The 24828-nt window shown below is 60.4% G+C and carries 23 protein-coding genes and 1 riboswitch; of the genes, 10 read left to right on the plus strand and 13 right to left on the minus strand.

Annotated elements, in window-relative coordinates; genetic code table 11:
- Nucleotides 1-96: 96 nt before the first annotated feature.
- On the plus strand, nt 97-1503 hold the full coding sequence (locus P3G59_RS12500) for a cytosine permease (RefSeq protein WP_277761785.1): 1407 nt from the start codon (nt 97-99) through the stop codon (nt 1501-1503).
- Nucleotides 1504-1752: 249 nt separating this feature from the next.
- A complete protein-coding gene (locus P3G59_RS12505) occupies nt 1753-2853 on the plus strand; it encodes a polyamine ABC transporter substrate-binding protein (protein WP_277761786.1) in 1101 nt (366 codons plus the stop codon).
- Between the two features lie 92 nt (nt 2854-2945).
- On the opposite strand, the gene P3G59_RS12510 is transcribed toward P3G59_RS12505, so the two are convergent.
- Entirely contained in the window at nt 2946-3923 is a 978-nt protein-coding gene (locus tag P3G59_RS12510; protein WP_277761787.1) for a TerC family protein, read from the minus strand.
- 164 nt (nt 3924-4087) lie between these two features.
- Here P3G59_RS12510 and P3G59_RS12515 point away from each other — a divergent pair, with 164 nt between their 5' ends.
- Nucleotides 4088-5032: a Dyp-type peroxidase gene (locus tag P3G59_RS12515; RefSeq protein WP_277761788.1), complete on the plus strand. Its 945-nt coding sequence runs from the start codon at nt 4088-4090 to the stop codon at nt 5030-5032.
- On the opposite strand, the gene P3G59_RS12520 is transcribed toward P3G59_RS12515, so the two are convergent.
- The gene (locus tag P3G59_RS12520) at nt 5033-5821 is read right to left on the minus strand and encodes a helix-turn-helix transcriptional regulator (protein WP_277761789.1); all 789 of its coding nucleotides are present in this window, start codon (nt 5819-5821) and stop codon (nt 5033-5035) included.
- A gap of 84 nt (nt 5822-5905) precedes the next feature.
- Between P3G59_RS12520 and P3G59_RS12525 the strand changes: the two genes are divergently transcribed.
- Nucleotides 5906-6904: a bile acid:sodium symporter family protein gene (locus P3G59_RS12525; RefSeq protein ID WP_064587897.1), complete on the plus strand. Its 999-nt coding sequence runs from the start codon at nt 5906-5908 to the stop codon at nt 6902-6904.
- 94 nt (nt 6905-6998) lie between these two features.
- On the opposite strand, the gene P3G59_RS12530 is transcribed toward P3G59_RS12525, so the two are convergent.
- Nucleotides 6999-7601 (minus strand): response regulator transcription factor, encoded by a 603-nt coding sequence (locus P3G59_RS12530; protein ID WP_277761790.1) that lies wholly within the window; start codon nt 7599-7601, stop codon nt 6999-7001.
- A 115-nt stretch (nt 7602-7716) separates the two neighbouring features.
- On the opposite strand from P3G59_RS12530, the gene P3G59_RS12535 reads away from it, so the two are divergent.
- Nucleotides 7717-9339 (plus strand): hybrid sensor histidine kinase/response regulator, encoded by a 1623-nt coding sequence (locus tag P3G59_RS12535; RefSeq protein ID WP_277761791.1) that lies wholly within the window; start codon nt 7717-7719, stop codon nt 9337-9339.
- A 98-nt stretch (nt 9340-9437) separates the two neighbouring features.
- Here P3G59_RS12535 and yecR read toward each other — a convergent pair whose 3' ends face one another.
- Together yecR and P3G59_RS12545 are read right to left on the minus strand one after the other, a co-directional pair.
- Nucleotides 9438-9746: a YecR family lipoprotein gene (gene yecR / locus P3G59_RS12540; RefSeq protein ID WP_277761792.1), complete on the minus strand. Its 309-nt coding sequence runs from the start codon at nt 9744-9746 to the stop codon at nt 9438-9440.
- A 233-nt stretch (nt 9747-9979) separates the two neighbouring features.
- A complete protein-coding gene (locus P3G59_RS12545; protein WP_277761793.1) occupies nt 9980-10243 on the minus strand; it encodes a hypothetical protein in 264 nt (87 codons plus the stop codon).
- Between P3G59_RS12545 and P3G59_RS12550 the strand changes: the two genes are divergently transcribed.
- A complete protein-coding gene (locus P3G59_RS12550) occupies nt 10242-10646 on the plus strand; it encodes a hypothetical protein (RefSeq protein WP_277761794.1) in 405 nt (134 codons plus the stop codon). The two genes, P3G59_RS12545 and P3G59_RS12550, sit on opposite strands and share 2 nt — an antisense overlap.
- A gap of 569 nt (nt 10647-11215) precedes the next feature.
- Here P3G59_RS12550 and P3G59_RS12555 read toward each other — a convergent pair.
- Both P3G59_RS12555 and P3G59_RS12560 read right to left on the minus strand, forming a co-directional pair.
- Nucleotides 11216-12388 carry a cystathionine gamma-synthase gene (locus P3G59_RS12555; protein WP_277761795.1) on the minus strand — a complete coding sequence of 391 codons (1173 nt, stop codon included), beginning with the start codon at nt 12386-12388 and terminating at the stop codon, nt 11216-11218.
- Nucleotides 12385-13761 carry a pyridoxal-phosphate dependent enzyme gene (locus P3G59_RS12560; protein WP_277761796.1) on the minus strand — a complete coding sequence of 459 codons (1377 nt, stop codon included), beginning with the start codon at nt 13759-13761 and terminating at the stop codon, nt 12385-12387. Before P3G59_RS12560 ends, P3G59_RS12555 begins: the two co-directional genes overlap by 4 nt.
- Before the next feature lie 422 nt (nt 13762-14183).
- Between P3G59_RS12560 and metE the strand changes: the two genes are divergently transcribed.
- Both metE and P3G59_RS12570 read left to right on the plus strand, forming a co-directional pair.
- Complete coding sequence (gene metE, locus P3G59_RS12565; RefSeq protein WP_277762141.1) at nt 14184-16472, plus strand: 5-methyltetrahydropteroyltriglutamate--homocysteine S-methyltransferase; 2289 nt, start codon at nt 14184-14186, stop codon at nt 16470-16472.
- Between the two features lie 215 nt (nt 16473-16687).
- Nucleotides 16688-17239 carry a GNAT family N-acetyltransferase gene (locus P3G59_RS12570; RefSeq protein WP_277761797.1) on the plus strand — a complete coding sequence of 184 codons (552 nt, stop codon included), beginning with the start codon at nt 16688-16690 and terminating at the stop codon, nt 17237-17239.
- On the opposite strand, the gene P3G59_RS12575 is transcribed toward P3G59_RS12570, so the two are convergent.
- The 4 genes from P3G59_RS12575 to P3G59_RS12590 all read right to left on the minus strand — a co-directional run bounded on the left by P3G59_RS12575 (nt 17178) and on the right by P3G59_RS12590 (nt 21281).
- On the minus strand, nt 17178-17942 hold the full coding sequence (locus P3G59_RS12575) for an ABC transporter ATP-binding protein (RefSeq protein WP_277761798.1): 765 nt from the start codon (nt 17940-17942) through the stop codon (nt 17178-17180). The genes P3G59_RS12570 and P3G59_RS12575 overlap by 62 nt on opposite strands.
- Nucleotides 17939-18943, minus strand: coding sequence for an iron ABC transporter permease (locus tag P3G59_RS12580; protein WP_277762142.1), 1005 nt, complete (start codon nt 18941-18943; stop codon nt 17939-17941). Before P3G59_RS12580 ends, P3G59_RS12575 begins: the two co-directional genes overlap by 4 nt.
- 8 nt (nt 18944-18951) lie before the next feature.
- The gene (locus P3G59_RS12585; RefSeq protein WP_277761799.1) at nt 18952-19965 is read right to left on the minus strand and encodes an ABC transporter substrate-binding protein; all 1014 of its coding nucleotides are present in this window, start codon (nt 19963-19965) and stop codon (nt 18952-18954) included.
- Nucleotides 19966-20108: 143 nt separating this feature from the next.
- Nucleotides 20109-20303: riboswitch (cobalamin riboswitch) on the minus strand.
- 42 nt (nt 20304-20345) lie between these two features.
- Complete coding sequence (locus P3G59_RS12590; protein WP_277761800.1) at nt 20346-21281, minus strand: Ppx/GppA family phosphatase; 936 nt, start codon at nt 21279-21281, stop codon at nt 20346-20348.
- Nucleotides 21282-21613: 332 nt separating this feature from the next.
- Between P3G59_RS12590 and P3G59_RS12595 the strand changes: the two genes are divergently transcribed.
- Nucleotides 21614-21841, plus strand: coding sequence for a ParD-like family protein (locus P3G59_RS12595; protein ID WP_007918027.1), 228 nt, complete (start codon nt 21614-21616; stop codon nt 21839-21841).
- Complete coding sequence (gene map, locus P3G59_RS12600; RefSeq protein WP_277761801.1) at nt 21838-22629, plus strand: type I methionyl aminopeptidase; 792 nt, start codon at nt 21838-21840, stop codon at nt 22627-22629. Before P3G59_RS12595 ends, map begins: the two co-directional genes overlap by 4 nt.
- Before the next feature lie 212 nt (nt 22630-22841).
- Here the strand turns inward: map and P3G59_RS12605 are convergent, their stop codons facing one another.
- Nucleotides 22842-23996: an ABC transporter ATP-binding protein gene (locus tag P3G59_RS12605; RefSeq protein ID WP_277761802.1), complete on the minus strand. Its 1155-nt coding sequence runs from the start codon at nt 23994-23996 to the stop codon at nt 22842-22844.
- Between the two features lie 16 nt (nt 23997-24012).
- Complete coding sequence (locus P3G59_RS12610; RefSeq protein WP_122594265.1) at nt 24013-24822, minus strand: ABC transporter permease; 810 nt, start codon at nt 24820-24822, stop codon at nt 24013-24015.
- Between the last annotated feature and the right edge of the window lie 6 nt (nt 24823-24828).

Genomic DNA, 24828 nt, shown 5'->3' on the forward strand with positions numbered 1-24828 from the left:
ATACCATAATATGGTCTGCATCTGAGGGGCGGCCGCAGAGTCCCCCCGGTTTGGCTTCATACAACGATAAGAACAGACAAACTCGAGTTCATGCATATGTCCCAGATGTCCCGGCAAGATCCGTTGATCGAGAACCATACGGTCGACTACGTCCCACTCGCGGAACGCCACGGGAAGGCCCGCGACCTGTTCACCCTGTGGTTCAGCACCAACATTGCGCCACTGCCCATCGTCACCGGCGCCATGGTGGTTCAGGTGTTCCACCTCGATTTGCTCTGGGGGCTGCTGGCGATTGCGCTGGGGCACCTGATCGGCGGTGTGGTGATTGCGCTGGCGTCGGCGCAAGGTCCGCGCATGGGTATTCCGCAAATGGTCCAGAGTCGCGGCCAGTTCGGCCGTTACGGCGCGCTGTTGATCGTGTTCTTTGCGGCGATCATCTACATCGGCTTCTTCATTTCCAACATCGTGCTGGCCGGTAAATCCATCGTCGGCATCGCCCCCTCTGTGCCGGCGCCGTTAAGCATTTTGATCGGTGCGCTGGCGGCCACGGCAATTGGCGTGATCGGCTATAACTTCATCCACACGCTGAACCGCATCGGCACCTGGGTGATGGGCAGCGCGTTGCTGGCGGGCTTCATCTATATCTTTGCCCATGACTTGCCGGCGGACTTTCTCACGCGCGGCAGTTTCAACCTGTCCGGCTGGCTGGCGACGGTGTCGCTGGGGATCATCTGGCAGATCAGCTTTTCGCCGTATGTGTCCGATTACTCGCGTTACCTGCCGGCGGGCATTGGCATTGCCAAACCGTTCTGGGCTACTTATCTGGGCGCGACGCTGGGCACGATTCTGTCGTTCAGCTTTGGTGCAGTTGCCGTGCTGGCCACACCGGAAGGCACCGAAGCGATGGTCGCGGTCAAGCAGTCGACCGGGTGGCTCGGGCCGATTCTGATGGTGTTGTTCCTGCTTAATATCATCAGCCACAACGCGCTGAATCTGTATGGCGCGGTGCTGTCGATCATCACTTCGATCCAGACCTTTGCCAGTCAATGGACGCCGAGCATCAAGGTGCGCGTCGTGTTGTCGAGCGTGGTACTGGCGGGTTGCTGCGTGGTCGCACTGGGCGCGTCGGCGGATTTCATTTCCGAGTTCATTGGTTTGATTCTGGCGTTGCTGCTGGTGCTGGTGCCCTGGGCGTCGATCAACCTGATCGACTTCTACCTGATCAAGCGCGGCTGCTACGACATCACCTCGATCTTCCGCGCCGATGGCGGGGTTTACGGACGCTTCAACCTGCACGCGATCATTGCCTATTTCATTGGCATCCTCGTGCAGTTGCCGTTTGCCAATACCTCGCTGTATGTCGGGCCGTACGCCAATCTGGTCGAGGGCGCGGACTTGTCCTGGCTGGTCGGCCTGGTGGTCACCGTGCCGTTGTATTACTGCCTGGCCACGCGCGGCCAGGCTGAGCAGAGCAGGGCGGCCCGGTTGGGTTACACCGACTGATCTGATCCGCTTCAGCACAATGCCCGGTCATTTGCCGGGCATTGTTGTTTCCGCATCCCGGCGGTCAATCAAATTGGCCACATCGATCCCCTTTTGGCCCATCCCCCACTGTGCTCCGTCTACGCTGTCAGCAAGAATCAAAGCCACAACCAGACGCTGAACCTTTTTTTACCCCGGCTACCTTTACAGCCGCTGCCGTGTACAGAACATAAAAACCATCGAACTCACGCTGCTTTTTGGGGAACAACCATGGTCACGATGAAACGTATTCTGGGTGCCACAGTGTGTGGGCTGACGCTGCTGGCCGGCGCGGTTCAAGCCGAGCAACGCGAATTGCGCGTGTACAACTGGGCGGACTACATCCTGCCGTCCGTGCCCAAGGATTTCGCCGCGAAAAGCGGCATCAAAGTGACCTGGGACACCTTCGACACCAACGAATCCCTGGAAGCCAAACTGCTGACCGGCAACTCCGGTTACGACTTGGTGGTGCCGTCGAACCAGTTCCTTGAAACGCAGATCAAGGCTGGCGTGTTTCAGAAACTGGATAAATCGAAACTGCCGAACTGGAGCCACCAGGATCCGGAACTGTTGAAACTGCTGGGCAAGAACGATCCGGGCAACCAGTACGGCGTCCCGTACATGGTCGGCACCGTATTGATCGGCTTCAACCCGGCCAAGGTCAAAGCGGCACTGGGCGACAACGCGCCGGTAGACAGTTGGGATCTGGTGTTCAAACCGGAGAACATGGAAAAGCTCAAATCCTGCGGCGTGGCGATGCTTGATTCGCCAACGGAAATCCTGCCGCTGGCCCTGCATTACCTGGGCCTCGACCCGAACAGCCAGAACCCCGCCGACTATGAAAAAGCCAAGGAGCTGATGCTCAAGGTTCGCCCCTACGTGACCTATTTCAACTCGGCCAAATACATGACCGACATTGCCAACGGCGACATCTGTGTGGCCATCGGTTACTCCGGCAGCTTCTACCAGTTCGGCAACCGCGCCAAAGAAGCCGGCAACGGTGTAGTCGTTGATTGGCGTCTGCCGAAGGAAGGCGCGCCGATCTGGTTCGACACCTTTGCGATTCCGAAGAGCGCGAAGAACGTCGCCGAGGCCCATGAATTCCTCAACAACCTGCTCGACCCGAAAGTGATCGCACCGATCAGCGACTTCCTCGGCTACCCGAATGCGAACAAGGATTCGATGCCGCTGATCAACAAGGAAATCACCGGCAACCCGAACCTGACGCCGACACCTGAAGCGCTGAAAAACCTCTACGTCGTGCAACCGTTGCCGCAGAAAATCGAGCGTGTACGCACACGCGTGTGGACCAACATCAAGTCCGATAAATAACCCACATCCCCCTGTAGGAGCTGCCGCAGGCTGCGATCTTTTGATCTTGTTTTAGAAAGTCAAAGTCAAAAGATCGCAGCCTGCGGCAGCTCCTACAGAGGTTGTTTCTGGTCTTGTTTGCGAGTAATGGCGAGACTCAACAGGACCGAACCCAGAATCACCCCGCCCACCACCGCCAACGACCATTCCACCGGCATGTGCAGCCACGGCAGCAACACCATCTTGCCGCCGATAAACACCAGCACAATCGCCAGCCCATACTTGAGCAAGTGAAAGCGGTCCGCCATGTCCGCCAGCAGGAAATACAGCGCGCGCAATCCCATGATCGCGAAGATATTCGAAGTGAACACAATGAACGGATCAGTCGTCACGGCGAAGATTGCCGGGATGCTGTCGACCGCAAACATCAGGTCACTGGCCTCAATCAGCACCAGTACCAGGAACATCGGAGTCGCCCAGCGCACGCCGTTCTGCAGGACGAAAAAGCGTTCGCCATGAAAGCTACTGGTGATGCGCATATGTCCGCGCACCCAGCGCAGCAACGGATTCTTGTCCAGGTCCGGCTGGTGCTCGGCAAACACCAGCATCTTGATCCCGGTGAAGATCAGGAACACCCCGAACGCATACAGCAGCCATTCGAACTGGGAAACCAGCCAGACACCGGCAAAAATCATCACCGCGCGCATCACGATGGCCCCGAGCACGCCATACAGCAACACCCGCCGCTGAAGCTCCGGCGGCACGGCGAAGTAGCTGAAGATCATCACGAAGACGAACATGTTGTCGATCGACAGCGATTGCTCGATCAGATATCCAGTGAGGAATTCGAGGGTTTTCTGCCGGGCGGTGTCAGCGCCGAACGCGCCGTGCAGATACCACCAGAGCAGCGCCGCGAAACTCAGTGCCAGCAAGCACCAGGCGATGACCCAGGACAAGGCTTCGCGCACTGACACCCGATGCGCCTTGCGCCCCCCGAAGACGAACAGGTCCAATGCCAGCATGGCAAGCACGAAGACGATGAAGGCGCCCCACATCCACGGTTCGCCGATATTGATGTTTGTGGCTGGCATGTCACGCTCCCTGTCTATTATTGGATTGGGGTCAGACGAGGCCATGCTAGCGACGAGTTTGCGGCAAAGAAAAATCGTTTATTTCTGCGCAACAGTTCGTTAAAAACGAACTATCCGCCCTCGTTAACAGCTCGGGCACTTTTTACGGAGCAATGTTTTCAGCGATGAATACCGACATTCTCGAACCTCAAGCGGTGTGCAGTCCGATTACCAGCAGCGCGATTTTCATTGTCGCGACATTGAATGCAGGAGCTGAAGCCGCGCAAACCGTCAAAGACTGGTGCGGCGATGTCGCCGGGCTGGTGCGTTCGGTTGGCAAGCGCGTACCGACGGGCAATCTGACGTGCATCTGCGGCTTTTCCTCGAATGCCTGGGATCGCCTGTTTGGCAGTCCGCGTCCGGCGTCGCTGCACGGTTTTCGCGAGTTTGGCGGGGAAGGGCGGCACGCTCCGGCAACCCCGGGTGACCTTTTGCTGCACATCCGCGCCGATCAAATGGACCTGTGTTTTGAGCTGGCCACACAGATCATGGCGGCCCTCGGTGAGGCGGTGACGGTGGTCGATGAGGTGCAGGGTTTCCGCTATTTCGACATGCGCAGCATCATTGGTTTCGTCGACGGCACGGAAAACCCGGTCGGGCGCAAAGCGGTCAATTTCACCATCGTCGGTGATGAAGACCCGGACTTCAGCGGTGGCAGTTATGTGCTGGTGCAAAAGTACCTGCACAACATGAGCGTCTGGAACGGCTTGAGCGTCGAGGCGCAGGAGCGGGTGATTGGTCGCACGAAACTCTCCGATATCGAACTGGACGATGCCGTCAAACCGAGCAACTCGCACAGCGCGCTGACCACCATCACCAACGCCCAAGGCGAGGAAGTGAAAATCCTCCGGGACAACATGCCGTTCGGCCGTCCGGGAGCCGGGGAGTTCGGCACCTTCTTTATCGGCTATGCGCGCTCGCCCGAGCCGATGGAGCAGATGCTGGAAAACATGTTCGTCGGCAAGCCGCCGGGCAACTACGACAAGTTGTTGGACTTCAGCACGGCGGTCACCGGAAGTCTGTATTTCGTGCCGTCGGCGGATCTGCTGGAAGAATTGGCGGATCGCTGATCAGCGAAAAAACTCGCCGGGCGTCTCGCCGAACTGTTGGCGAAACGCCGCAATAAACGCCGACGTCGATTCATAACCGCAGGCCAGCGCGACGTCGGTGACGCGCTCCCCTTTCTCCAACGGTGTCAGCGCACCGAGCAGGCGCAAGCGCTGGCGCCAGGCGCGGAAGGTCAGGCCGGTGTCGCGCAGAAACAGGCGCGTAAGGGTCTTTTCGGTGACGCCGAACTTCTCGCTCCAGTGGCTCAGCGTGGTCTGCTGTTCCGGGTGTTGTTCAAGGCTCTGGTAGATCTGCTTTAAGCGGGTGTCTTGCGGCAGCGGCAGCATCAGGTCGATCTGCGGCGCTTCGGCCAGTTGATCGAGGATCACTTGGGCGAGACGTCCGTGCGGGCCACTCGGGTCGTATTCCACCGGGACCTGACTGAACGCGCGGATCAGTTCCCTGAGCAGATCGCTGACGCCGAGCACATGACAGCGCTCGATTGCCCATCCGGCGACGCTGCAATCGATGTAGAGGCTGCGCATTTCCGTGTGCGGCGAGCTGAATACCCGATGCGGCACGCCCGCCGGGATCCACACGGCGCGCTCCGGCGGGGCGACAAAGCGGCCGACGCTGGTCTGGATTTCGAGCACGCCCTGAATCGCATAGGACAACTGTACCCACGGGTGACTGTGACGCCGGGTCAGGGCGCGATTGGGCAGTGATTCGGTGCGCCCGTACAGTGGGCGCGGCAGGCTGGGCAGCCCGGGAATGCTGCGCCGCACGCTTTTGTCATGTCCTTTAGGCGGCATCTTGTGGCCCTTCGGCGTTAGTCGGTAATTGGCAGTCACGTTAGAGTCGTCAGCACGCACTGGCAACCCCCGGATGAACCGACCATGACTCGCCCACGCTTTTTACCCGACAACTTCACCCTTACGCTGATTGGCGTCGTGCTGCTGGCCAGTTTCCTGCCGGCCAGCGGCCAGGTCGCCGTCGGCTTCGGCTGGCTGACCAACATCGCCATCGCCCTGTTGTTTTTCCTGCATGGCGCCAAGCTCTCGCGTGAATCGATCATTGCCGGCGCCGGCCACTGGCGCCTGCATTTGCTGGTGTTCGGCCTGACGTTTGTGCTTTTCCCGTTACTGGGCCTGGCGCTCAAACCACTGCTGTCACCGCTGATCGGCGACAAGCTGTACATGGGCATGCTTTACCTGTGCGCGTTGCCGGCGACAGTGCAGTCGGCGATCGCCTTCACCTCACTGGCGCGGGGCAATATCCCGGCGGCGATTTGCAGCGCGGCGGCGTCGAGCCTGTTCGGGATTTTCCTTACGCCGTTGTTGGTGACGCTGCTGCTCAACGTCCACGGTGACGGCGGTTCGACGCTGGATGCGATTCTGAAAATCAGCGTGCAATTGCTGCTGCCATTTATTGCCGGGCAGATCGCCCGGCGCTGGATCGGTGCGTGGGTGGGGCGCAACAAGAACTGGCTGAAGTTCGTCGATCAGGGCTCGATTCTGTTGGTGGTCTACGGCGCATTCAGCGAGGCGGTCAACGAAGGCATCTGGCATCAGATCCCGGTAGTCGATCTGCTCGGGCTGGTGGTGGTTTGCTGCATCCTGCTGGCGCTGGTGTTGCTGGCATCGACACTGCTCGGCAAGGCCTTCGGCTTCAGCCAGGAAGACCGCATCACCATTTTGTTCTGCGGCTCGAAAAAGAGCTTGGCCACCGGTGTGCCGATGGCGCAGGTGTTGTTTGCCGGCAGCACGATTGGCGTGTTGATTCTGCCGTTGATGCTGTTCCATCAGATTCAACTGATGGTCTGTGCGGTGCTGGCCCAGCGCTACGCCAAACGCCCGGAATCGGTGCCAGAGCTGATGGCGCAAGTCGACCCGTAACACACCGCCCCCATGTAGGAGCTGCCGAAGGCTGCGATCTTTTGATCTTGTCTTTTAAAAAACAAAGTCAAAAGATCGCAGCCTGCGGCAGCTCCTACAGAGTTCCTGCGTATTTCACGGCGGCTGCACGCGAGGGCACGTTCAAGGTGCGCAACAACGACGACACATGAATCCGCACCGTGAACGGGGAAATATCCAGTTCACGGGCGATTTCCTTGTTGGTCTTGCCTTGGGCGATCAAGCGCAGAACGTCTTGCTGACGAGGCGTAAGGGCGGCGCCGGTTTCCAGCGGCAGCAAGCCGGACGGCGCAAACTTCACCAGCACCTCACCTTCACGAATCGCCAGAATCGCCTGACCGATTTCATCGGGGGCAATGTTTTTGCCGATAAAACCGTCAATGCCAGCGGTCATGACTTCGCTGATCAACGACTCATCATCGACCATCGACACCACGATCAGCGTGGTACGCGGCAAGCGTCGACGCAGTTCGGCGAGCTGGCTGACACACGTGAGCCCGGGGAAACGCAGATCGAGAATCAATGTGTCCGGCGCATCACCCAAAGGCAGCAGGGCCAGCACGGCGTCGAGATCGCCGGCTTCGTCGATAACGGCTTCGGGCAGCAACCGCTGAACCGTGCGCAGCATCGCTTCGCGAAACAGCGGGTGATCGTCGGCTATGATAATTCGGCAGGTCATGGCGTGACCCTCCCTGGGTCAAGCGTTGTTCAAGGCTTGCACCTTAGCACCGGGCGCGAAGGTTGCCTGTAGGCTGATTCGGAAACTGACGATTGCCGCACAAGGACGTTTGACCATGAAGTTCGAGAAAAACACCGAACTCGACCAGGCCAATCTGCGCATTATCATTGCCAGCATTGCCGTGGTTTACATGCTCATACTGGGTTTTTTGCCGGGGCAGCGCTTCGATACGTACCTGCCGATCATTACCTACATCATTGTGTTTTTGTTGGCCTCCATCGCCCTGCGTCAGGCGATTGCGCGCTGGCCGGGGCATTACCCGGCGCGACGGATTTTCGGCATGATCCACGATTACACCGGCACCTGCTTTGGTCTGGTGGTGGGTGGCGAGATGGCGCTGCCGCTGTATGCGGTGATCATTTGGGTCAACCTTGGCAATGGCATGCGCTACGGCTCGCGCTATCTGGCGATTGCCACCGCACTGGCGTTGCTGGCATTGCTGTGTGTTTATCGACTGACGCCGGTGTGGCAGGCGCAACCGTTCATGGTGTTGATGCTGATGCTCACCAGCACGGTGATTCCGTTTTATGCGCATTTGTTGCTGGAACGTACGCGCAAGGCCTCCGAAGAAGCGGTTGCGGCGAATCTGGAAAAGTCGCGCTTTCTTGCCCAGGCCAGTCATGACCTGCGTCAGCCGATCCATTCGATTGGCCTGTTTACCGCGTGCCTGCGTGAGTCGCGATTGGGTGATGACGAGCGGCGGTTGGTCGACAACATCGACCGTTCGTTGCTCAACGTGTCGCAGTTGTTTCGCTCGATTCTCGACCTATACACCCTCGATAACGGTCGTGTCTTGCCCAAGCTGCAAAGCGTGAATCTGGGCGAATGGCTGGCGGATTTGATTCGCCAGAACGCTGAAGCCGCTCGTTGGGCCGGCGTTGAGCTGCGTTTGCGTGCTTGCCAGTACTGGGTTCAGACCGATCCGGCGTTGCTGGCGACCATGGTGCAGAACGTGCTGTCCAACTGCTTCAAATACGGTGCGCATCGGCCGGTGTTGATCGGCGTGCGTCGGCGCGGGGCAGGGCTGGCGATCGTGGTTTATGACCGTGGCAACGGTATCGCCGAGGAGCATCTGGGCAAGGTGTTCGAGGAGTTTTACCGGGTGCGGCAAGTGCGCGACAAAGACGTCGAAGGCGTGGGGCTGGGGCTGTCGATCGTCAAGCGTCTGGGGGAGTTGATTGGCGTGGGTGTTGCCCTGCGCTCGCGGCTCGGGCGGGGAACGGCGGTGACCTTGTACGGGTTGCCGATCACCGCGCCGCCGCAGTCGGCGGTCAATCGGGATGAGGTGCGCCAGGTCGGTTTGCTGACCGGCTTGAAGGTGTGTCTGGTGGAGGATGATCGCAATGTGTTGCTTGCGACTTCGGCGTTATTGGAGCGCTGGGGCTGCTCGGTGCAGGCGGAGCTGAGCGGGCAGAATCTGATTACCGACTGCGACATCATCGTTGCCGACTATGACCTCGGCACCCACGCTACCGGTATCGAATGCATCGACGATGTGCGCAGGCAGCGCGGTTGGGCTGTGCCAGCGATGATCATCACCGGACATGACGTCGAAAAAATCCAGGCAGCCCTGCACGACCGCGACATCGCCATCCTGTCCAAACCGGTACGCCCGGCGGAACTGCGCGCGACCTTGCGTACCCTGCGCGAACGTCGACCACAACCCGAAACCCTGTAGGCGCTGCGGCACGCTGCGATCTTTTGATGTTGACGTGAAGAGCAAGATCAAAAGATCGCAGCCTCGTTGCACTCGTCAGCTCCTACAGGGTCAGGCGTCTATCGTTTGCACAGGTAATCCTGGGTGATGGTGGTTTGCAGGCAGTTGTATTGGCCCATGGTGCGGCAGTTGTTTTTCTCGGAACCGGTAACCTCGGCGTTTTTGTAGCCCCAGGTCTTGCAGCGTTGTGCGGCGACGGTCAGGCCTTGTTCGGCGCTGGTCTGGCCGCTTTCGAATTGACCCAGTTCATAGGAGACCTGGACGATGCCATCGTTTTTGCTGCCGCCGGTGGCTTCCCATTGTTTGGGTGTGGCGCAGCCCGTGAGGAACAGGGCGCTGAGGGTGAGTGTTGCGATCAGGGATTTCATGGTGTTTCTTCCTTGGTCTTTTTTGATGTCCAGGCACAACGATCCCGCACGCTGCAAACAGGCAACGTTGAGTAGCATCGGGGGTTGCGTGGGAATATAGCGCCCGGCGACAGGGCGGTCGATTAGCACAAATGTGCTAGTGCGGCGCTCAACAGGCGGCTGGAAGGATCCGCCTGTTGCGCCGAGAGAGGGTTACTGTGGGCTGTTGAACTGGTCGGAATAGCTGCCCGTCATCAATGCTGAGGCAACTCGATCAGAGCCAACGCCGACACGAGAATAGGCCACCCGGTTGACGCCCGTACGATCGGCGCCATCTGCAGCCAATGCGCCTGCACCAACATGGTCGGCACCGTCAGAAGCGACCGCGCCCGCGCCAACATGGTCAGCGCCGTCAGAAGCCACCGCGCCTGCGCCAACATGGTCAGCGCCGTCAGAAGCCACCGCGCCTGCGCCAACATGGTCAGCGCCGTCAGAAGCCACCGCGCCTGCGCCAACATGATCAGCGCCGTCAGAAGCTACCGCGCCTGCGCCAACATGGTCAGCGCCGTCAGAAGCCACCGCGCCTGCGCCAACATGGTCGGCGCCATCAGAAGCGACTTCGCCAGCGCCAACATGATCGGCGCCATCAGAAGCGACTGCGCCAGCGCCAACATGATCGGCGCCATCAGAAGCCACGGCACCCGCACCAACATGATCGGCACCATCAGAAGCCACCGCACCAGCGCCGACATGATCAGCCCCATCGGAAGCCACCGCGCCCGCACCCACATGATCAGCACCATCCGAAGCTACCGCTCCGGCCCCGACATGATCCGATCCATCGGAAGCCAACGCCTGCGGCTGCGCGGCCCAGACATTGGGCACCACAACGGTCGCCACGACCGCCAGAAGCACGCCTGACAACAGCTTGTGTTTCATAGTTTTCTCCATGACCCGGCAGCCACAAAGCGACAAGGCATCGCTCGCCGTATGCTCGCTGGCAGTGCGACTCATTGGCCTGGGTCGTCTGGTGGGCGAAAGGCACGGGCACGCCGTCTGGCGCGCGGGTGTCGACATAAACATAATCGAACTGATTGAGTATAGATCGCGATAGCGCAGCGGTACGGCGGGGGGATCGACGGCCTTTAGGCGCTTCTCTTCCTGCCCGATTCGGGCAAAGCTCAAATCAGTCTAAAAACTCTGATTCAAGTCCACGAGCCTTTGCTAGGCTCAAAGATGTAGGCGAAGACGCAGACTGATGCGCAATCGGATAGCAAGGGGGCGTGGGGCGCGCTCCGAAAGGTACACGGTTAGAAAGATCTCCGCGCTGAGATCCAGCCCTTATGCCGTGTGAAGCAGCCGAGGCACTAACTTTCAATTTGACCCGGTACTGTGGGAAGCCCGATAAACCTTGTAAGCCAGAGACCAGCACTGGCCGCCTACTCGAACACCAAAGCCCGCTTCGTGCGGGCTTTGTCGTTCTTGCAAGGTCAGATCGATTGCAGCGCCTGCGCGAGATCCGCGCGCAGGTCTTCGACGTCTTCAACACCCACCGACAGACGCACCAGGCCATCGCCAATGCCCAGTTTGGCGCGGGTATCGGCCGGGATGGTCGCATGGGTCATGATCGCCGGATGTTCAATCAGGCTTTCCACGCCGCCGAGACTTTCCGCCAGGGCGAAGATCTTCACGTTCTCGAGAAAACGTCGCGCACCGTCCAGGTCACTGTTCAGGTCGACGGAAATCATCCCGCCGAAACCGCGCATCTGGCGCTTGGCCAATTCATGCTGCGGATGCGAGGCCAGCCCCGGGTAGTAAACGCGTTTAACCTGCGGCTGTTGCTCCAGCCACTGCGCCAGATCCAGCGCGTTGCTGCAATGACGCTCCATGCGCAGCGCCAGAGTCTTGACCCCGCGCAGGGTGAGAAACGCATCGAACGGCCCGGAAATCGCACCGACCGCGTTCTGCAAAAAGCCCAGCTTCTCGGCCAGTTCTTCGTTCTGGCCGACCACGGCGATGCCGCCGATCACGTCGGAGTGACCGTTCAAATACTTGGTGGTCGAGTGCAGCACGATGTCGAAACCCAGCTCCAGCGGCCGCTGGATATACGGGCTGGCAAAGGTGTTGTCAGCCACGCTGATGATCCCGCGTGCACGGCAGATGCGCGCAATCGCGGCCAGATCCGACAGGCTCAGCAACGGGTTGGTTGGCGACTCGACGATGACCAGACGCGTGTCGTCCTGCAGCGCCGCTTCGAACGCTGCCAGATCAGTCAGATCGACATAGCTGAAACGATGCCCGGCACTGCGCTGGCGCACCTTGTCGAACAGGCGAAAGGTGCCGCCATAGAGGTCATTGCCGGAGATGACGTGCGAACCGGCATCGATCAGTTCGAGGACGGTGGAGATCGTCGCCAGCCCGGACGCGAAGGCGAACGCGCGGGTGCCACCTTCAAGATCGGCCACACAACGCTCCAACGCAAAACGCGTCGGATTGTGCGAGCGCCCGTAGTCGAAGCCCTTGTGCACGCCAGGGCTGTCTTGCAGGTAGGTGGAGTTGGCGTAGATCGGCGGCATCAGCGCGCCGGTGGTCGGGTCCGGCGTTTGCCCGGCGTGAATCACCCGGGTCGCGAAGCCTTGGGATTTATCGTCGTGCTGACTCATGCGAGGGATCTCCGTAATTGGTTGAGCATGTCGGTGCGCGTGATCAGGCCATGGAAACCCGATGCATCGGCGATGATGGCGACGAGGCCACGGCTGAGCACCGCTTCCAGCTCGGAAAGGCTGGCGCCGGGGGCAAGGGTTTGCAGCTTGTCGGTCATCACGCTGGAGACCGATTGGCTGAAGCGGGATGCATCTTCGTGCACAGGCAGCAGGATGTCCGATTCGTCGATCACGCCGACCAGTTGCTTGCCTTCCACCAGCACCGGCAATTGCGAGACATCGGCCAGGCGCATGCGCTGGAACGCGGTCAGCAGGGTGTCGTCAGGGCCGACGCTGATCACGCGGCCGTCCTCGAAGCGCCGGGCGATGAGGTCACGCAAATCACCGTAACCCTTGCGTTGCAACAGGCCTTGATCGGTCATCCACTGGTCGTTGTAGACCTTCGACAGATAGCGCGTGCCGGTGTCGCAGACAAAGCTGACCACACGTTTCGGCTCGGTCTGTTCGCGGCAATAACGCAGCGCCGCCGCGAGCAGGGTGCCGGTCGACGAGCCGCCGAGAATGCCCTCGGCCTTGAGCAACTGGCGGGCGTGATCGAAGCTCTCTTCATCGCTGATCGAGTAGGCGTGGCGCACGCTGGAGAGGTCGGTGATCGATGGAATGAAGTCTTCACCGATGCCTTCCACCGCCCAAGAGCCGGGCGTCGGCAGGGAGCCGTCGCGGCTGTATTGCGCCATCACCGAACCGACCGGGTCGGCGAGGACCATTTCCAGATCCGGCTGCACGCGTTTGAAGAAGCGGCTCAGGCCCGTCAGCGTGCCGGCCGAACCGACACCCACGACGATGGCGTCCAGATCATGTTCGGTCTGCGCCCAGATCTCCGGCGCAGTACTGCATTCATGCGCCAACGGGTTGGCCGGGTTGTTGAACTGGTCGGCGAAAAACGCGCCGGGAATGTCTTTCGCCAAACGCGCGGCGACGTCCTGGTAATACTCGGGATGACCCTTGCCGACGTCGGAGCGGGTGATGTGCACCTCGGCGCCCATTGCCTTCAAGTGCAGGACTTTTTCGGTGGACATTTTGTCCGGCACGACCAGCACCACGCGATAGCCTTTGGCGCGGCCTACCAATGCCAGGCCCAGACCGGTGTTGCCGGCGGTGGCCTCGACGATGGTGCCGCCGGGTTGCAGGCGTCCATCGCGTTCGGCGGCGTCGATCATCGCCAGGCCGATGCGGTCCTTGATCGAGCCCCCAGGGTTCTGCGATTCAAGTTTGAGAAACAGCGTGCAAGGCCCGGTGTCGAAGCGGGTGACTTGCACAAGCGGAGTATTGCCGATCAGCCCAAGTACGGCAGGGCGTGATTCCTTTGACATTTCTTCACCTCTTGGTGGTGTTGATCGCGTTCCAATCGCGGGGAAAAGACTCGCGTGCAACATAGGCTCAGACCTGCTCTGTCGCAACCATTAGTCCGTCGCAAATACAGCCAATTCGATCTAACGATAGAACCAAATCGGAGGGCTGCAGGGCACGGTTTACCTGGGTTTACATGGAGGCGCCATTGAGTATCCAAAGGGCGTCTTCACGGCCATCAATAGCTTGATTCGTGAAGCAATTTCCTGCAGCGAAAACAGCCCGGTATTTTTGGCAGCGCACAGGGCCGGTGCCTTTCGGGGGGCAGGCAGCGAACGATTGATCATGAGCAATACTTGTGGTGATCAGGATTAAAATGAGTTTGTCTCACCACGTGCTGCTGCCGACAATGACCGCCATCAACAAGACATTGGAGTTGTTTGTTATGGCACTGGCCCATTCCCTTGGATTTCCGCGCATCGGTCGCGACCGCGAACTTAAGAAAGCGCAAGAGGCGTTCTGGAAAGGAGAACTGAACGAGGCAGGCCTGCGTGACGTCGGTCGCGAGCTGCGCAAGGCCCACTGGGACTTGCAGAAAAACGCTGGCATCGAGCTGCTGCCGGTTGGCGATTTCGCCTGGTATGACCAGGTGCTGACGCACTCGCTGATGTTCGGTGTGATCCCCGAGCGCTTCCGCCCGCACGATGGCAAAGCCAATCTGCAAACCCTGTTCGGCATGGCCCGTGGCGTCAGTGACAGTTGCTGCGGCGGTGCGCACGCCGAGGAAATGACCAAGTGGTTCGACACCAACTATCACTACCTGGTCCCGGAATTCAGCGTCGATCAGCAGTTTCAACTGGGCTGGGAGCAATTGTTCGAAGAAGTCGAAGAAGCCCGGGCGCTGGGCCACAAGGTCAAACCGGTGATCATTGGCCCGCTGACTTACCTGTGGCTGGGCAAGGCCAAAGGTGCTGAATTCGACAAGCTGGAATTGCTCGATCGTTTGCTGCCGCTGTACGGGCAGATCTTCGCGCGTCTCGCTGCTCAAGGGGTCGAGTGGGTGCAGATCGACGAACCGATTCTGGTGCTCGATCTGCCGCAGGAATGGAAGAACGCTTTCGAGCGTGCCTATAACCAGATCCAGCGTGACCCGCTGAAAAAACTGCTGGCCACGTACTTCGGTGGCCTGGAAGAAAACCTCGGTCTGGCGGCAAACCTGCCGGTCGACGGCCTGCACATTGATTTGGTGCGTGCGCCGGAGCAGTACCCGACCATTCTTGATCGTCTGCCGGCCTACAAAGTGTTGTCGCTGGGCGTGGTTAATGGCCGTAACGTCTGGCGCTGCGATCTGGAAAACGCCTTGGCGACATTGCGCCATGCCCATGAGCGTCTGGGCGAGCGTTTGTGGGTCGCGCCGTCCTGCTCGCTGTTGCACAGCCCGGTGGATCTCGGCCGTGAAGACCAGCTCGATGCCGAGTTGAAAAGCTGGCTGGCCTTCGCTGTGCAGAAGTGCGAAGAAGTGGCTGTTCTGGCTCAAGCGGTCAATCAACCGGAAGCGCCGAAAGTGCTGCGTGCATTGACTGAAAGCCGCTCGGTGCAGGCTGCCCGCGCGGCCTCGCCGCGCATTCACAAGCCTGCGGTGCAAGCGCGGGTTGCGGCGATTACGGCCAAGGACAGCCAGCGTCAGTCGCTGTTTGCCAAGCGCATCGCCAAGCAACGCGCCGGTCTTGATCTGCCGCTGTTCCCGACCACAACGATCGGTTCGTTCCCGCAAACCGCGTCGATCCGCCTCGCTCGTCAGTCGTTCAAACAAGGCAAGCTGACTGAAGCCGAATACACCGAAGCCATGCACAGCGAGATCCGTCACGCGGTGGAAATTCAGGAGCGTCTGGGCCTCGACGTGCTGGTACACGGTGAAGCCGAGCGCAACGACATGGTCGAATACTTTGCCGAGCAACTGGACGGCTATGTGTTCAGCCGTTTCGGCTGGGTACAAAGTTACGGTTCGCGTTGCGTGAAACCGGCAGTGATCTTCGGCGACCTCAGCCGTCCGAAAGCCATGACTGTCGAGTGGATCCGCTACGCCCAGGGCCTGACCGACAAGGTCATGAAAGGCATGCTGACCGGTCCGGTGACGATGCTGATGTGGTCGTTCCCGCGTGAAGACGTCAGCCGTGAAGTGCAGGCCCGCCAATTGGCGCTGGCGATCCGCGATGAGGTGGTGGATCTGGAAGCCGCCGGCATCAAGATCGTGCAGATCGACGAGGCCGCGTTTCGTGAAGGTCTGCCGTTGCGTCAGGCGCAGTGGCAGCATTATCTGGACTGGGCGACGGAAGTGTTCCGCCTGTGCGCCTCCGGTGTGCGAGACGAAACGCAGATCCACACGCATATGTGCTACAGCGAGTTCAACGACGTGATCGAGTCCATCGCGGCGATGGATGCCGACGTGATCACCATCGAAACCTCGCGTTCCGACATGGAGTTGCTGGATGCCTTTGAAGCGTTCGCTTACCCGAACGAGATCGGCCCGGGCGTCTACGACATCCACTCGCCACGGGTTCCGGATGCTTCGGAAATGGCTAATCTGCTGCGCAAGGCTGCCAAGCGCATTCCGGCCGAGCGTCTGTGGGTCAACCCGGACTGCGGTTTGAAAACCCGTGGCTGGCCGGAGACTGAAGCGGCGCTGGTGCACATGGTCACCGCTGCCCGGCAACTGCGCAAAGAGCTGGCCTGACCCCTTAACCACAGGAATACACACAATCCCCTGTAGGAGTGAGCCTGCTCGCGATAGCGGTGTGTCAGTCAACTAATAGTGACTGATGCGACGCCATCGCGAGCAGGCTCACTCCTACAAGGGTTGTGTATGAAGTTCAGAATCGGGGATTTTCTTGGCATCGCCGTGAGGCTGTTGCTACTGTGCCCAGCCGCAGTCCAGGTGTTTGCCGTTACATGAGTGATCAACCCGTTATCCAGGCCGTGGCCGACGCAGACATTGCTGAAGTACTGGATTTTGTTCTAAAGGCCCGCGCCGAGCTTTTCCCCAAGCTCGGCGCGACCGGCATGCCCGACGATCTGGCGCGTTTTGCCGAGGTTTATCTTCGTGGGGCAGGGCGTTTTCTGATCGCCCGCCATGAAGGGCAGATTGTCGCCTCAATCGGCTATCTCCCTTACGACCGGCGCTTTCCGCACCTGCCCTATCCAGACTTTAAAGTGGTGGAAATCGTCCGTCTGTTCGTCCTGCCCTCGCAGCGACGCTCAGGGCTGGCCGGTGCACTGTATCGATCGCTCAAGGATCTGGCACTCGCCGACGGAGTCGAGTTGATTTACCTGCACACCCATCCGTTTTTACCGGGCGCCATCGCGTTCTGGCAGCGGCAGGGCTTCGAGATCATCGATGTCGACGCTGACCCGGTGTGGCAGACAACTCACATGCACAGCCTCATGAGTGGAATCGAAGAATCTGCGCCCCATCGAACGGGTCCGTCAGGTAATGCGCCCTGACCCCGAAAGTCTCCTGTAACCGCTGCGGCGTCAGCACCGCCAGCGGTTCGCCCAACGCCACCAGTCGCCCGCGCTCCAGCACCGCCAGACGATCACACTTCAGCGCCTGATTGAGATCATGCAGCGCGATCAACGTGGTCACCGGCAACGCCTGTACCACGTTGAGAATGGTCAACTGATGCTGAATGTCGAGGTGATTGGCCGGCTCGTCCAGCAACAGGATTTGCGGTCGTTGCGCCAAGGCGCGAGCGATATGCACCCGCTGTCGTTCACCCCCCGAGAGGCTGCGCCAGAGACGCGTGCGCAGGTGCATCGCGTCAACGTCGGTGAGCGCCTGCTGGACGATGGCGTCGTCGTCCGCCGACCACGGTTGCAGCGCCGACAGCCAGGGCGTGCGCCCTAACGCCACGGCATCAAACACGCGAATGCCGTCGTCGGTGTCGGCCTGTTGTTCGACCACCGCCAGCGTCTGCGCAATGCTGCGTCGGGCCATTTTGCCGAGGCGCTGGCCGTCGAGCAGCACCTCGCCGGCGCTCGGTTCGCGCAACCCGGCGAGCAACTTCAACAGGGTGGATTTGCCCGAGCCATTTGGCCCGACGATGCCGAGGGTTTCGCCACGCTGAACGTCAAGGCTGACACCGTTGAGCAACTCGGCGCCGCGCACCTTGAAGCTCAAACCAGAACAACTCAAAACACTGTTCATCGTGCAGACCTGCGGCCAACCAGAATCAAGGCGAACACAGGCGCACCGACCAGCGCGGTAATCACCCCGACCGGAATCACCTGGCCCTTGATCAGCGTGCGCGACAGCACATCGGCAGCAATCAAAAACACCGCACCGCCCAAGGCACTGGCCGGCAGCAACCGCGCGTGACCGGTGCCAAGCAACAGCCGCGCGGCGTGGGGGATCACCAGGCCGACAAAACCGATCGATCCGACAATCGACACCATCACCGCCGTCACCAGCGCCGCGCAGCCAATCAACAGAATCTGCACACGTCGCACCGCAATGCCCAGCGACGCCGCCGAATCCGCGCCAAAGGTGAACGCATCCAGCGCCCGCCGGTGCCACAGACACACGACCAACCCCAACACGGCCACTGGCACCGCCAGCCACACCGATGGCCAGCGCACGCCGCCCAGATTGCCCAGCAGCCAGAACATGATCCCGCGTGCCTGCTCGGAGCTGGCCGAGCGGGTGATCAGAAACGCCGTCAGCGCGTTGAACAGCTGCGAGCCGGCGATCCCGGCGAGAATGATCTGCCCGGTGCCGCTGGCCGAACCGCTGACTCTCGCCAGCAGAATCACCAGCACGAACGCCGTGACCGCGCCGGCGAAGGCACCGACGGACAGCGAGATCATCCCGGCGCCAACCCCGAGTAGCGCCACCATCACTGCCCCGGTCGAAGCACCGGCAGAAATCCCCAGCAGATACGGATCCGCCAAAGGGTTGCGCAGCAGCGATTGCAGAATCACCCCGCACGTCGCCAGACCGGCACCGCACGCGGCCGCGACCAGGGCGCGCGTCAGGCGGTAATTCCAGACGATGCCTTCATCGATAGGGTCGAGCGTGTACCCGGCGCCCCACAGTTTGTTGGCCAACACCTGCAGCACCACACCCGGTTCAATCGAAGTTTCACCGATGGCCACGCCAGCAACCACTGCCATCAACAGCGTGGCCAAGGCCAGCAACGTACGGATCAGGCTGGCACTCATTGCGACAGGTCATAGCCGTTGATGGCCGTGGCCAGTTGCTCGATGCCGTCGAACATGCGCAGGCTGGCCTGCATGGCCATGGCGTCGAGAATGATGATGCGGTTGTGTTTCACCGCGTCCATGTTGCGCGTCACCGGATCGCTGCGCAGGAAGGCGAGTTTCTTTTCATAGTCGTCAGCGGGGAAGCGGCGACGATCCATGCGCGCGATGACGAGAAAGGTTGGATTGGCCTTGGCGATGGTTTCCCAGCCAACGGTTGGCCACTCCTCATCGGAGTCCACCACGTTGCGCACGCCGAGGGTGCTGAGCATGAAGTCGGGAATGCCTTTGTGCCCGGCCACGAATGGCTCGATGTCCATTTGTGCGCTGGAAAACCAGACCAGCGCGCTGGCGTCCTTGAGCTGTTTACCCTGGGCGGTGGCAATCGATCTGGCGAGGCTGGCCTTGAGTTCGTCGTTGAGCTGCCGGCCACGCTCCTGCACATCGAAGATCTGCGCCAGTTGGCTCACGCTCTTGTAGATCGTATCAATGCGAAACGGCGCCAGCCGCGTGCCATCGGCGCCGACGAGGTTGTCCTTGGCTTCGCAATCGGAGGGCAGCAGGTACGTCGGAATCTTCAGTTCATGAAACTGCTCGCGAGTGCCCACCGCACCTTGCGGGCCGACCATCCATTCCAGCTCCACGGCGACCAGTTCCGGGCGCTTGCCGATCACCGATTCGAAACTCGGCTCGTTGTCAGCCAGACGCTCGATCTTGTCGTCCTGCGCTTTGTACGTGCTCAGCACATTGTTGAACCACAGTGAGGTGCCGACGACTTTGTCGCCCAGACCCATGGCGTAGAGCATTTCCGTGCCGGCCTGGCCGATGGTCACGGTGCGCGTCGGCGCGTGCTGGAAGGTCAGAGTGCTGCCGCAGTTTTCGATCGTCAGCGGATAGACCGTCGGTGCCGCTTGCGCCATGGCGCCAAGGCTCAGGCCGGTGATGAGGGTGGCAACGCGGGGCAGCAGCATGGGGCAGTCTCCAGGGGAACCGTACGGGGAGCGGGAGAGTACGGATCGGAAACACACCATCGAACGCAGTCAGGGCAACCGCGCAAGGCCGGGCATCAAGCATTGATGCGCACGGCACGATGTCCTTCCCGGACACCCCGCCGGTTAGTAGTCACTGTGCCGGCAGGTCTCCTGACTGATGCGTCAGCGCCTGGCTCCGGCCTTCCCGGGGGTCACCCAGTGGCAGTCGTGGAGCAGGCTCAGCACCTACAGTTGCGGGGGCAGTTCCGATCGATGCTGTGCAAGCACCTCGGATTCCCTATTAATCCCGTTTGGAAACCGGCGGCGGCATGGTAGTCGATCGCGCCGCTGAAGGGGAGACGAATCTGTCGCGGCGAGGATTAGTGCTGGCTCATCAAACCGTGCAACACGCCCAGACGCAGGCCCGGTTCCGACGGCAACATTTGCGCGATGCCGAACACTTTGAATGCCGCGAGCATCAACACCAGACCGCCGGGCAGAATGCTCTGACGATGGGCTTGCAGGCCGGCGAGCTTGAGCTGTTGCACATTGTTCACCTTCAACAGCAGCAGCGACAGGCGCAGCAGCCCGCCATAGGTGATGCCGTCCTGACCGAAGTCGTTGAGGTGGTTGGCCTTGAGCACTTTGGCAAGCATGCGCGCGGTGCCGGAAGAGCCGATGGTTTGCTGCCAGCCCTGAGCCCGGTAGCGCCGGGCAACTTTTTCAAACTGCAGGATGGCGAAGCGTTCGGCTTCCTGTAGCGCGCCGGCGGACACCTCGCCGCCGCGGAAAAACCGCGTGCTCAAGGTGCCACTGCCGATGGCGATGCTCTCGGTGAGCAACGGTTGTGAACCCTGGCCGAGAATCAGCTCAGTGGAACCGCCGCCGATGTCGACCACCAGGCGCAGGTCTGCGGCGCTCGGCAAGGCGTGGGTGACGCCGGCGTAGACCAGACGCGCCTCTTCATGGCCGCAAATCACGTCAATGGGAAATCCCAGATGCCGCTCGGCACTGGCCAGAAACAGTTGCGCATTGTCGGCTTCGCGCACCGCGCTGGTCGCCACCGCACGGACTCGGCCGGCTTCGAAACCGCGCAGTTTCTTGCCGAACCTGGCCAAGGCCTGCCAGCCACGATCCAGCGCCAACGCATCCAGCGCGCCGCCGTCAAAGCCTTCGGCAAGGCGCACCGGCTCGCGCAGGGTTTTCACTTCTTGAATCTGCAAGCCTTTTCGACTGCGCACCGATTGGCCGATCATCAGGCGAAAGGCATTCGAACCCAGGTCGATGGCGGCAAACAGCGAGGCGTCTTCTTTCATGGGAATCCTTGCAAAACAGCCGCCGCGCGGCGCAAGACGGTTTGCGAGGATTCTGCCGTGATCTTGATGACAGCCTGATGACGGGGCAGGGGCGGTTCAGTGAATGTGTCGCTGTCATGACACTGTCATTATCCGGCGTCTATGCTGAGCCCAATACATCGCGTGTTCTTAAAGTTTTCGCTGCCATTTTTTGGCAGCTTTTTTTTGCCTGCGATTTGGTCACGGGCTGCATTCCCACGCATGAGCGTGAGAACGATCAGCGTGTGTGTTTGCAATCTTGGTGAGGGCTTGGCTAATATACGATCCATATACACATCGTATCGGATTCATATATGGGCATCGTAAAGATTTCAGAGGACATGCACGAGAACCTGCGGATCTCCAGCAACGCCCTCAGCCGCTCGATCAACGCGCAGGCCGAGCACTGGATGCGCATCGGCATGCTCGCCGAACTGCACCCCAACCTCGACCACAGCGCCATTTGCCGCTTGCTGATCCGCGCCGAACAGAACGGCGGGCTGGATTTGCAACAACTGACTCAGGAAGCCGTCAGCGCATGAGAAACCAGATCAAGATCAACACCCCGGCCGACATCGCACAATCGCGAGCTGCCGGCAAACTCGCCGCTGAAGTGTTGGCAATGCTGGTGCCGCACGTTAAGGCGGGCGTCACCACTGATCAGCTCGATAAACTGTGCAACGACTACATCGTCAACGTGCAGAAAGCGGTGCCGGCCAACGTCGGCTATCACGGCTTTCCGAAAACCGTCTGCGCCTCGGTCAACGATGTCGTGTGCCACGGCATTCCGTCGGGCACGCCGTTGAAGGATGGCGACATCGTCAACCTCGACATCGCGGTAATCAAGGATGGCTGGTTTGGTGACACCAGCCGCATGTACGTGGTCGGCGAGGCGACGCCTGAAGCGCAGCATCTGATCAAGACCACCTACGAGGCGATGTGCGCGGGTATTCGCGTGGTCAAGCCGGGCGCGACCCTGGGCGATATCGGCCATGCGATCCAGAGCCTGGCGGAGAAGGAGGGCTTCAGCGTAGTGCGCGAGTATTGCGGGCACGGGATCGGCAAGGTCTATCACGATGAACCGCAGATTCTGCATTACGGCTTTCCGAATCAGGGCATGAAGCTCAAGGCCGGGATGATTTTTACCGTAGAGCCGATGCTCAATGCCGGTAAACGCCATGTGAAGAACATGCCGGATGGCTGGACTGTGCTGACCAAGGATGGCTCGTTGTCGGCGCAGTGGGAGCATATGGTTGCGGTGACGGAGACTGGGTTTGAAATCCTCACCGCTTGGCCGGACGAAATTGAAGGCTACCGCGCTATTGTCTGATACCGCGTCGACTGGTTCCCTCACCCTAGCCCTCTCCCAGAGGGAGAGGGGACTGATTGGGGGAGATTGGAGAGGGATGCCGACCTGAAAACTGCTCAGTGAATCCATAATCGCCACTGATCTTTCAGGTCGATGTCAGACGCAAGACGCCTCGGTCGGCTCCCTCTCCCTCAGGGAGAGGGCTGGGGTGAGGGGGAGCAGGCGACTCGTTCTCAATGAGAACCGGCAGCCTTGTTGAGGTCGCCTTCGGTCCATTCGGTGTACACGCAAGCATCGGCAGTCGCCCAGCGCACTTGCACCGGGTCGCCGGCCTTGAGCGGCATGCCGGCGGCTGACAAGGCCTTCACCGTCATCGAAGTCCCGCCCGACGTGACCACGCTGCAGGTCTGGCTTTCGCCGAGGAACAGCACTTCCACAACCTTCGCTGACACCTCGTTCCACCCCGACGGTAACGGTTCGCTGATCGCTTGCGCCACGCTCAACGCCAAGGCCTTTTCCGGCCGCACCATCAGCAACACATCCTGATCCGTGTGCAAGCCCGTCGTCAGCCGAATCGACAACGACTGCCCCTCAAAACTCGCCGCCGCATGACCCTGCGCCTTGAGTTTGAGGAAGTTCGAGTTGCCGAGGAACGACGCGACAAACGCATTCGGCGGATTTTGATAAAGGTCATAACCGCTGCCCAGGCCGACAATCTTGCCGTGACTGAAAATTGCAATGCGCTGCGACAAGCGCATGGCTTCTTCCTGGTCGTGGGTCACGTAAACAATGGTAATGCCCAGACGGCGATGCAGTTGGCGCAGTTCATCCTGCAGATCTTCACGCAGTTTTTTATCCAGCGCACCGAGCGGTTCGTCCATCAACAGAATGCGTGGCTCGTAGACCAGCGCGCGGGCGATGGCGACGCGTTGTTGCTGGCCGCCAGACAGTTGCGAAGGGCGGCGATGCGCGAACTGTTCCAGTTGCACCAGTTTCAACATCGCATCGACGCGCTTGTCGCGCTCGGCCGCCGCCAGTTTGCGGATCGCCAAAGGGAAGGCGATGTTGTCGCGCACCGACAAATGCGGGAACAGCGAGTAGCGCTGGAACACCATGCCGATGTCGCGCTTGTGCGGCGGCACATTCACCAGCGACTGACCGTTGACGAGGATCTCGCCGCTGCTCGGCGTTTCAAACCCGGCGAGCATCGACAGCGTGGTGCTCTTGCCCGAGCCGCTGGAGCCGAGGAAGGTGAGGAATTCACCGTCCTTGATGTCCAGCGAGATGTTGTCGACGGCAGCAAAATCGCCGTAGTGCTTGTTCAGGTTGCGCAGGCTGACCAGGGGTTTGTCATTCTGCTGGGAGGCGTCTTTGATCACGGCACTCATGTCGTACTCCTGGCGCTCAGGCGCTGATTTCGTTGCGCCGGCGCAGCGCGGCGGCGATGACCATGACCAACACCGACAAGCCGATCAGCAGCGTCGAAGCGACGGCGATCACTGGCGTCAGGTCCTGGCGCAGGGTGGTCCACATTTTCACGGGAAGGGTTTGCAGGGTCGGGCTTGCCATCATCACGCTGAGCACCACTTCGTCCCACGAAACGAGGAAGGCGAAGAGGGCGCCGGCGACCATGCCCGGACGGATCGCCGGGAACGTCACCTTGAACACCGCTTGCAGGCGTGAAGCACCGCAGATCACCGCCGCGTCCTCAATCGACTGATCGAACAGCTTCAGCGAGTTGATGATCGAGATGATGGTGAACGGCAGCGCGACGATCACATGGCTGACGACGAAGGCGAACATCGTGCCGGTGTAACCGAGCTTGAGAAACAGCGCGTACACCGCCACGGCGATGATCACCAGCGGCACGATCATCGGCAGGGTGAACAGACCGTAGAGCATTTCCCGGCCAGGAAAGCGCCCGCGCACCAGCGCAAACGCAGTCGGCAAACCAAGGGCCACCGCAAAGATCGTCGTTAGCACGGCAACCTTGAGGCTGGCCGCCGCGGCGTTCATCCAGTCCGGGTTGGAGAAGAACTGGCCGTACCATTTCAGCGTCCAGCCCGGTGGCGGAAACACCAGCCACTGGGAGGAGCCGAAGGACAGCAGCACGATAAACACAATCGGCAACAGCAGGAACAGACCGATCAGCCCGGTGGTGGCGTAGAGGCCGAAGCGCATGCGCCGGCTCATCGCGTTGGGAGTCAGGAGCATGTCGGC

The sequence above is a fragment of the Pseudomonas sp. A34-9 genome (genome assembly GCF_029543085.1).
GTDB lineage: Bacteria > Pseudomonadota > Gammaproteobacteria > Pseudomonadales > Pseudomonadaceae > Aquipseudomonas.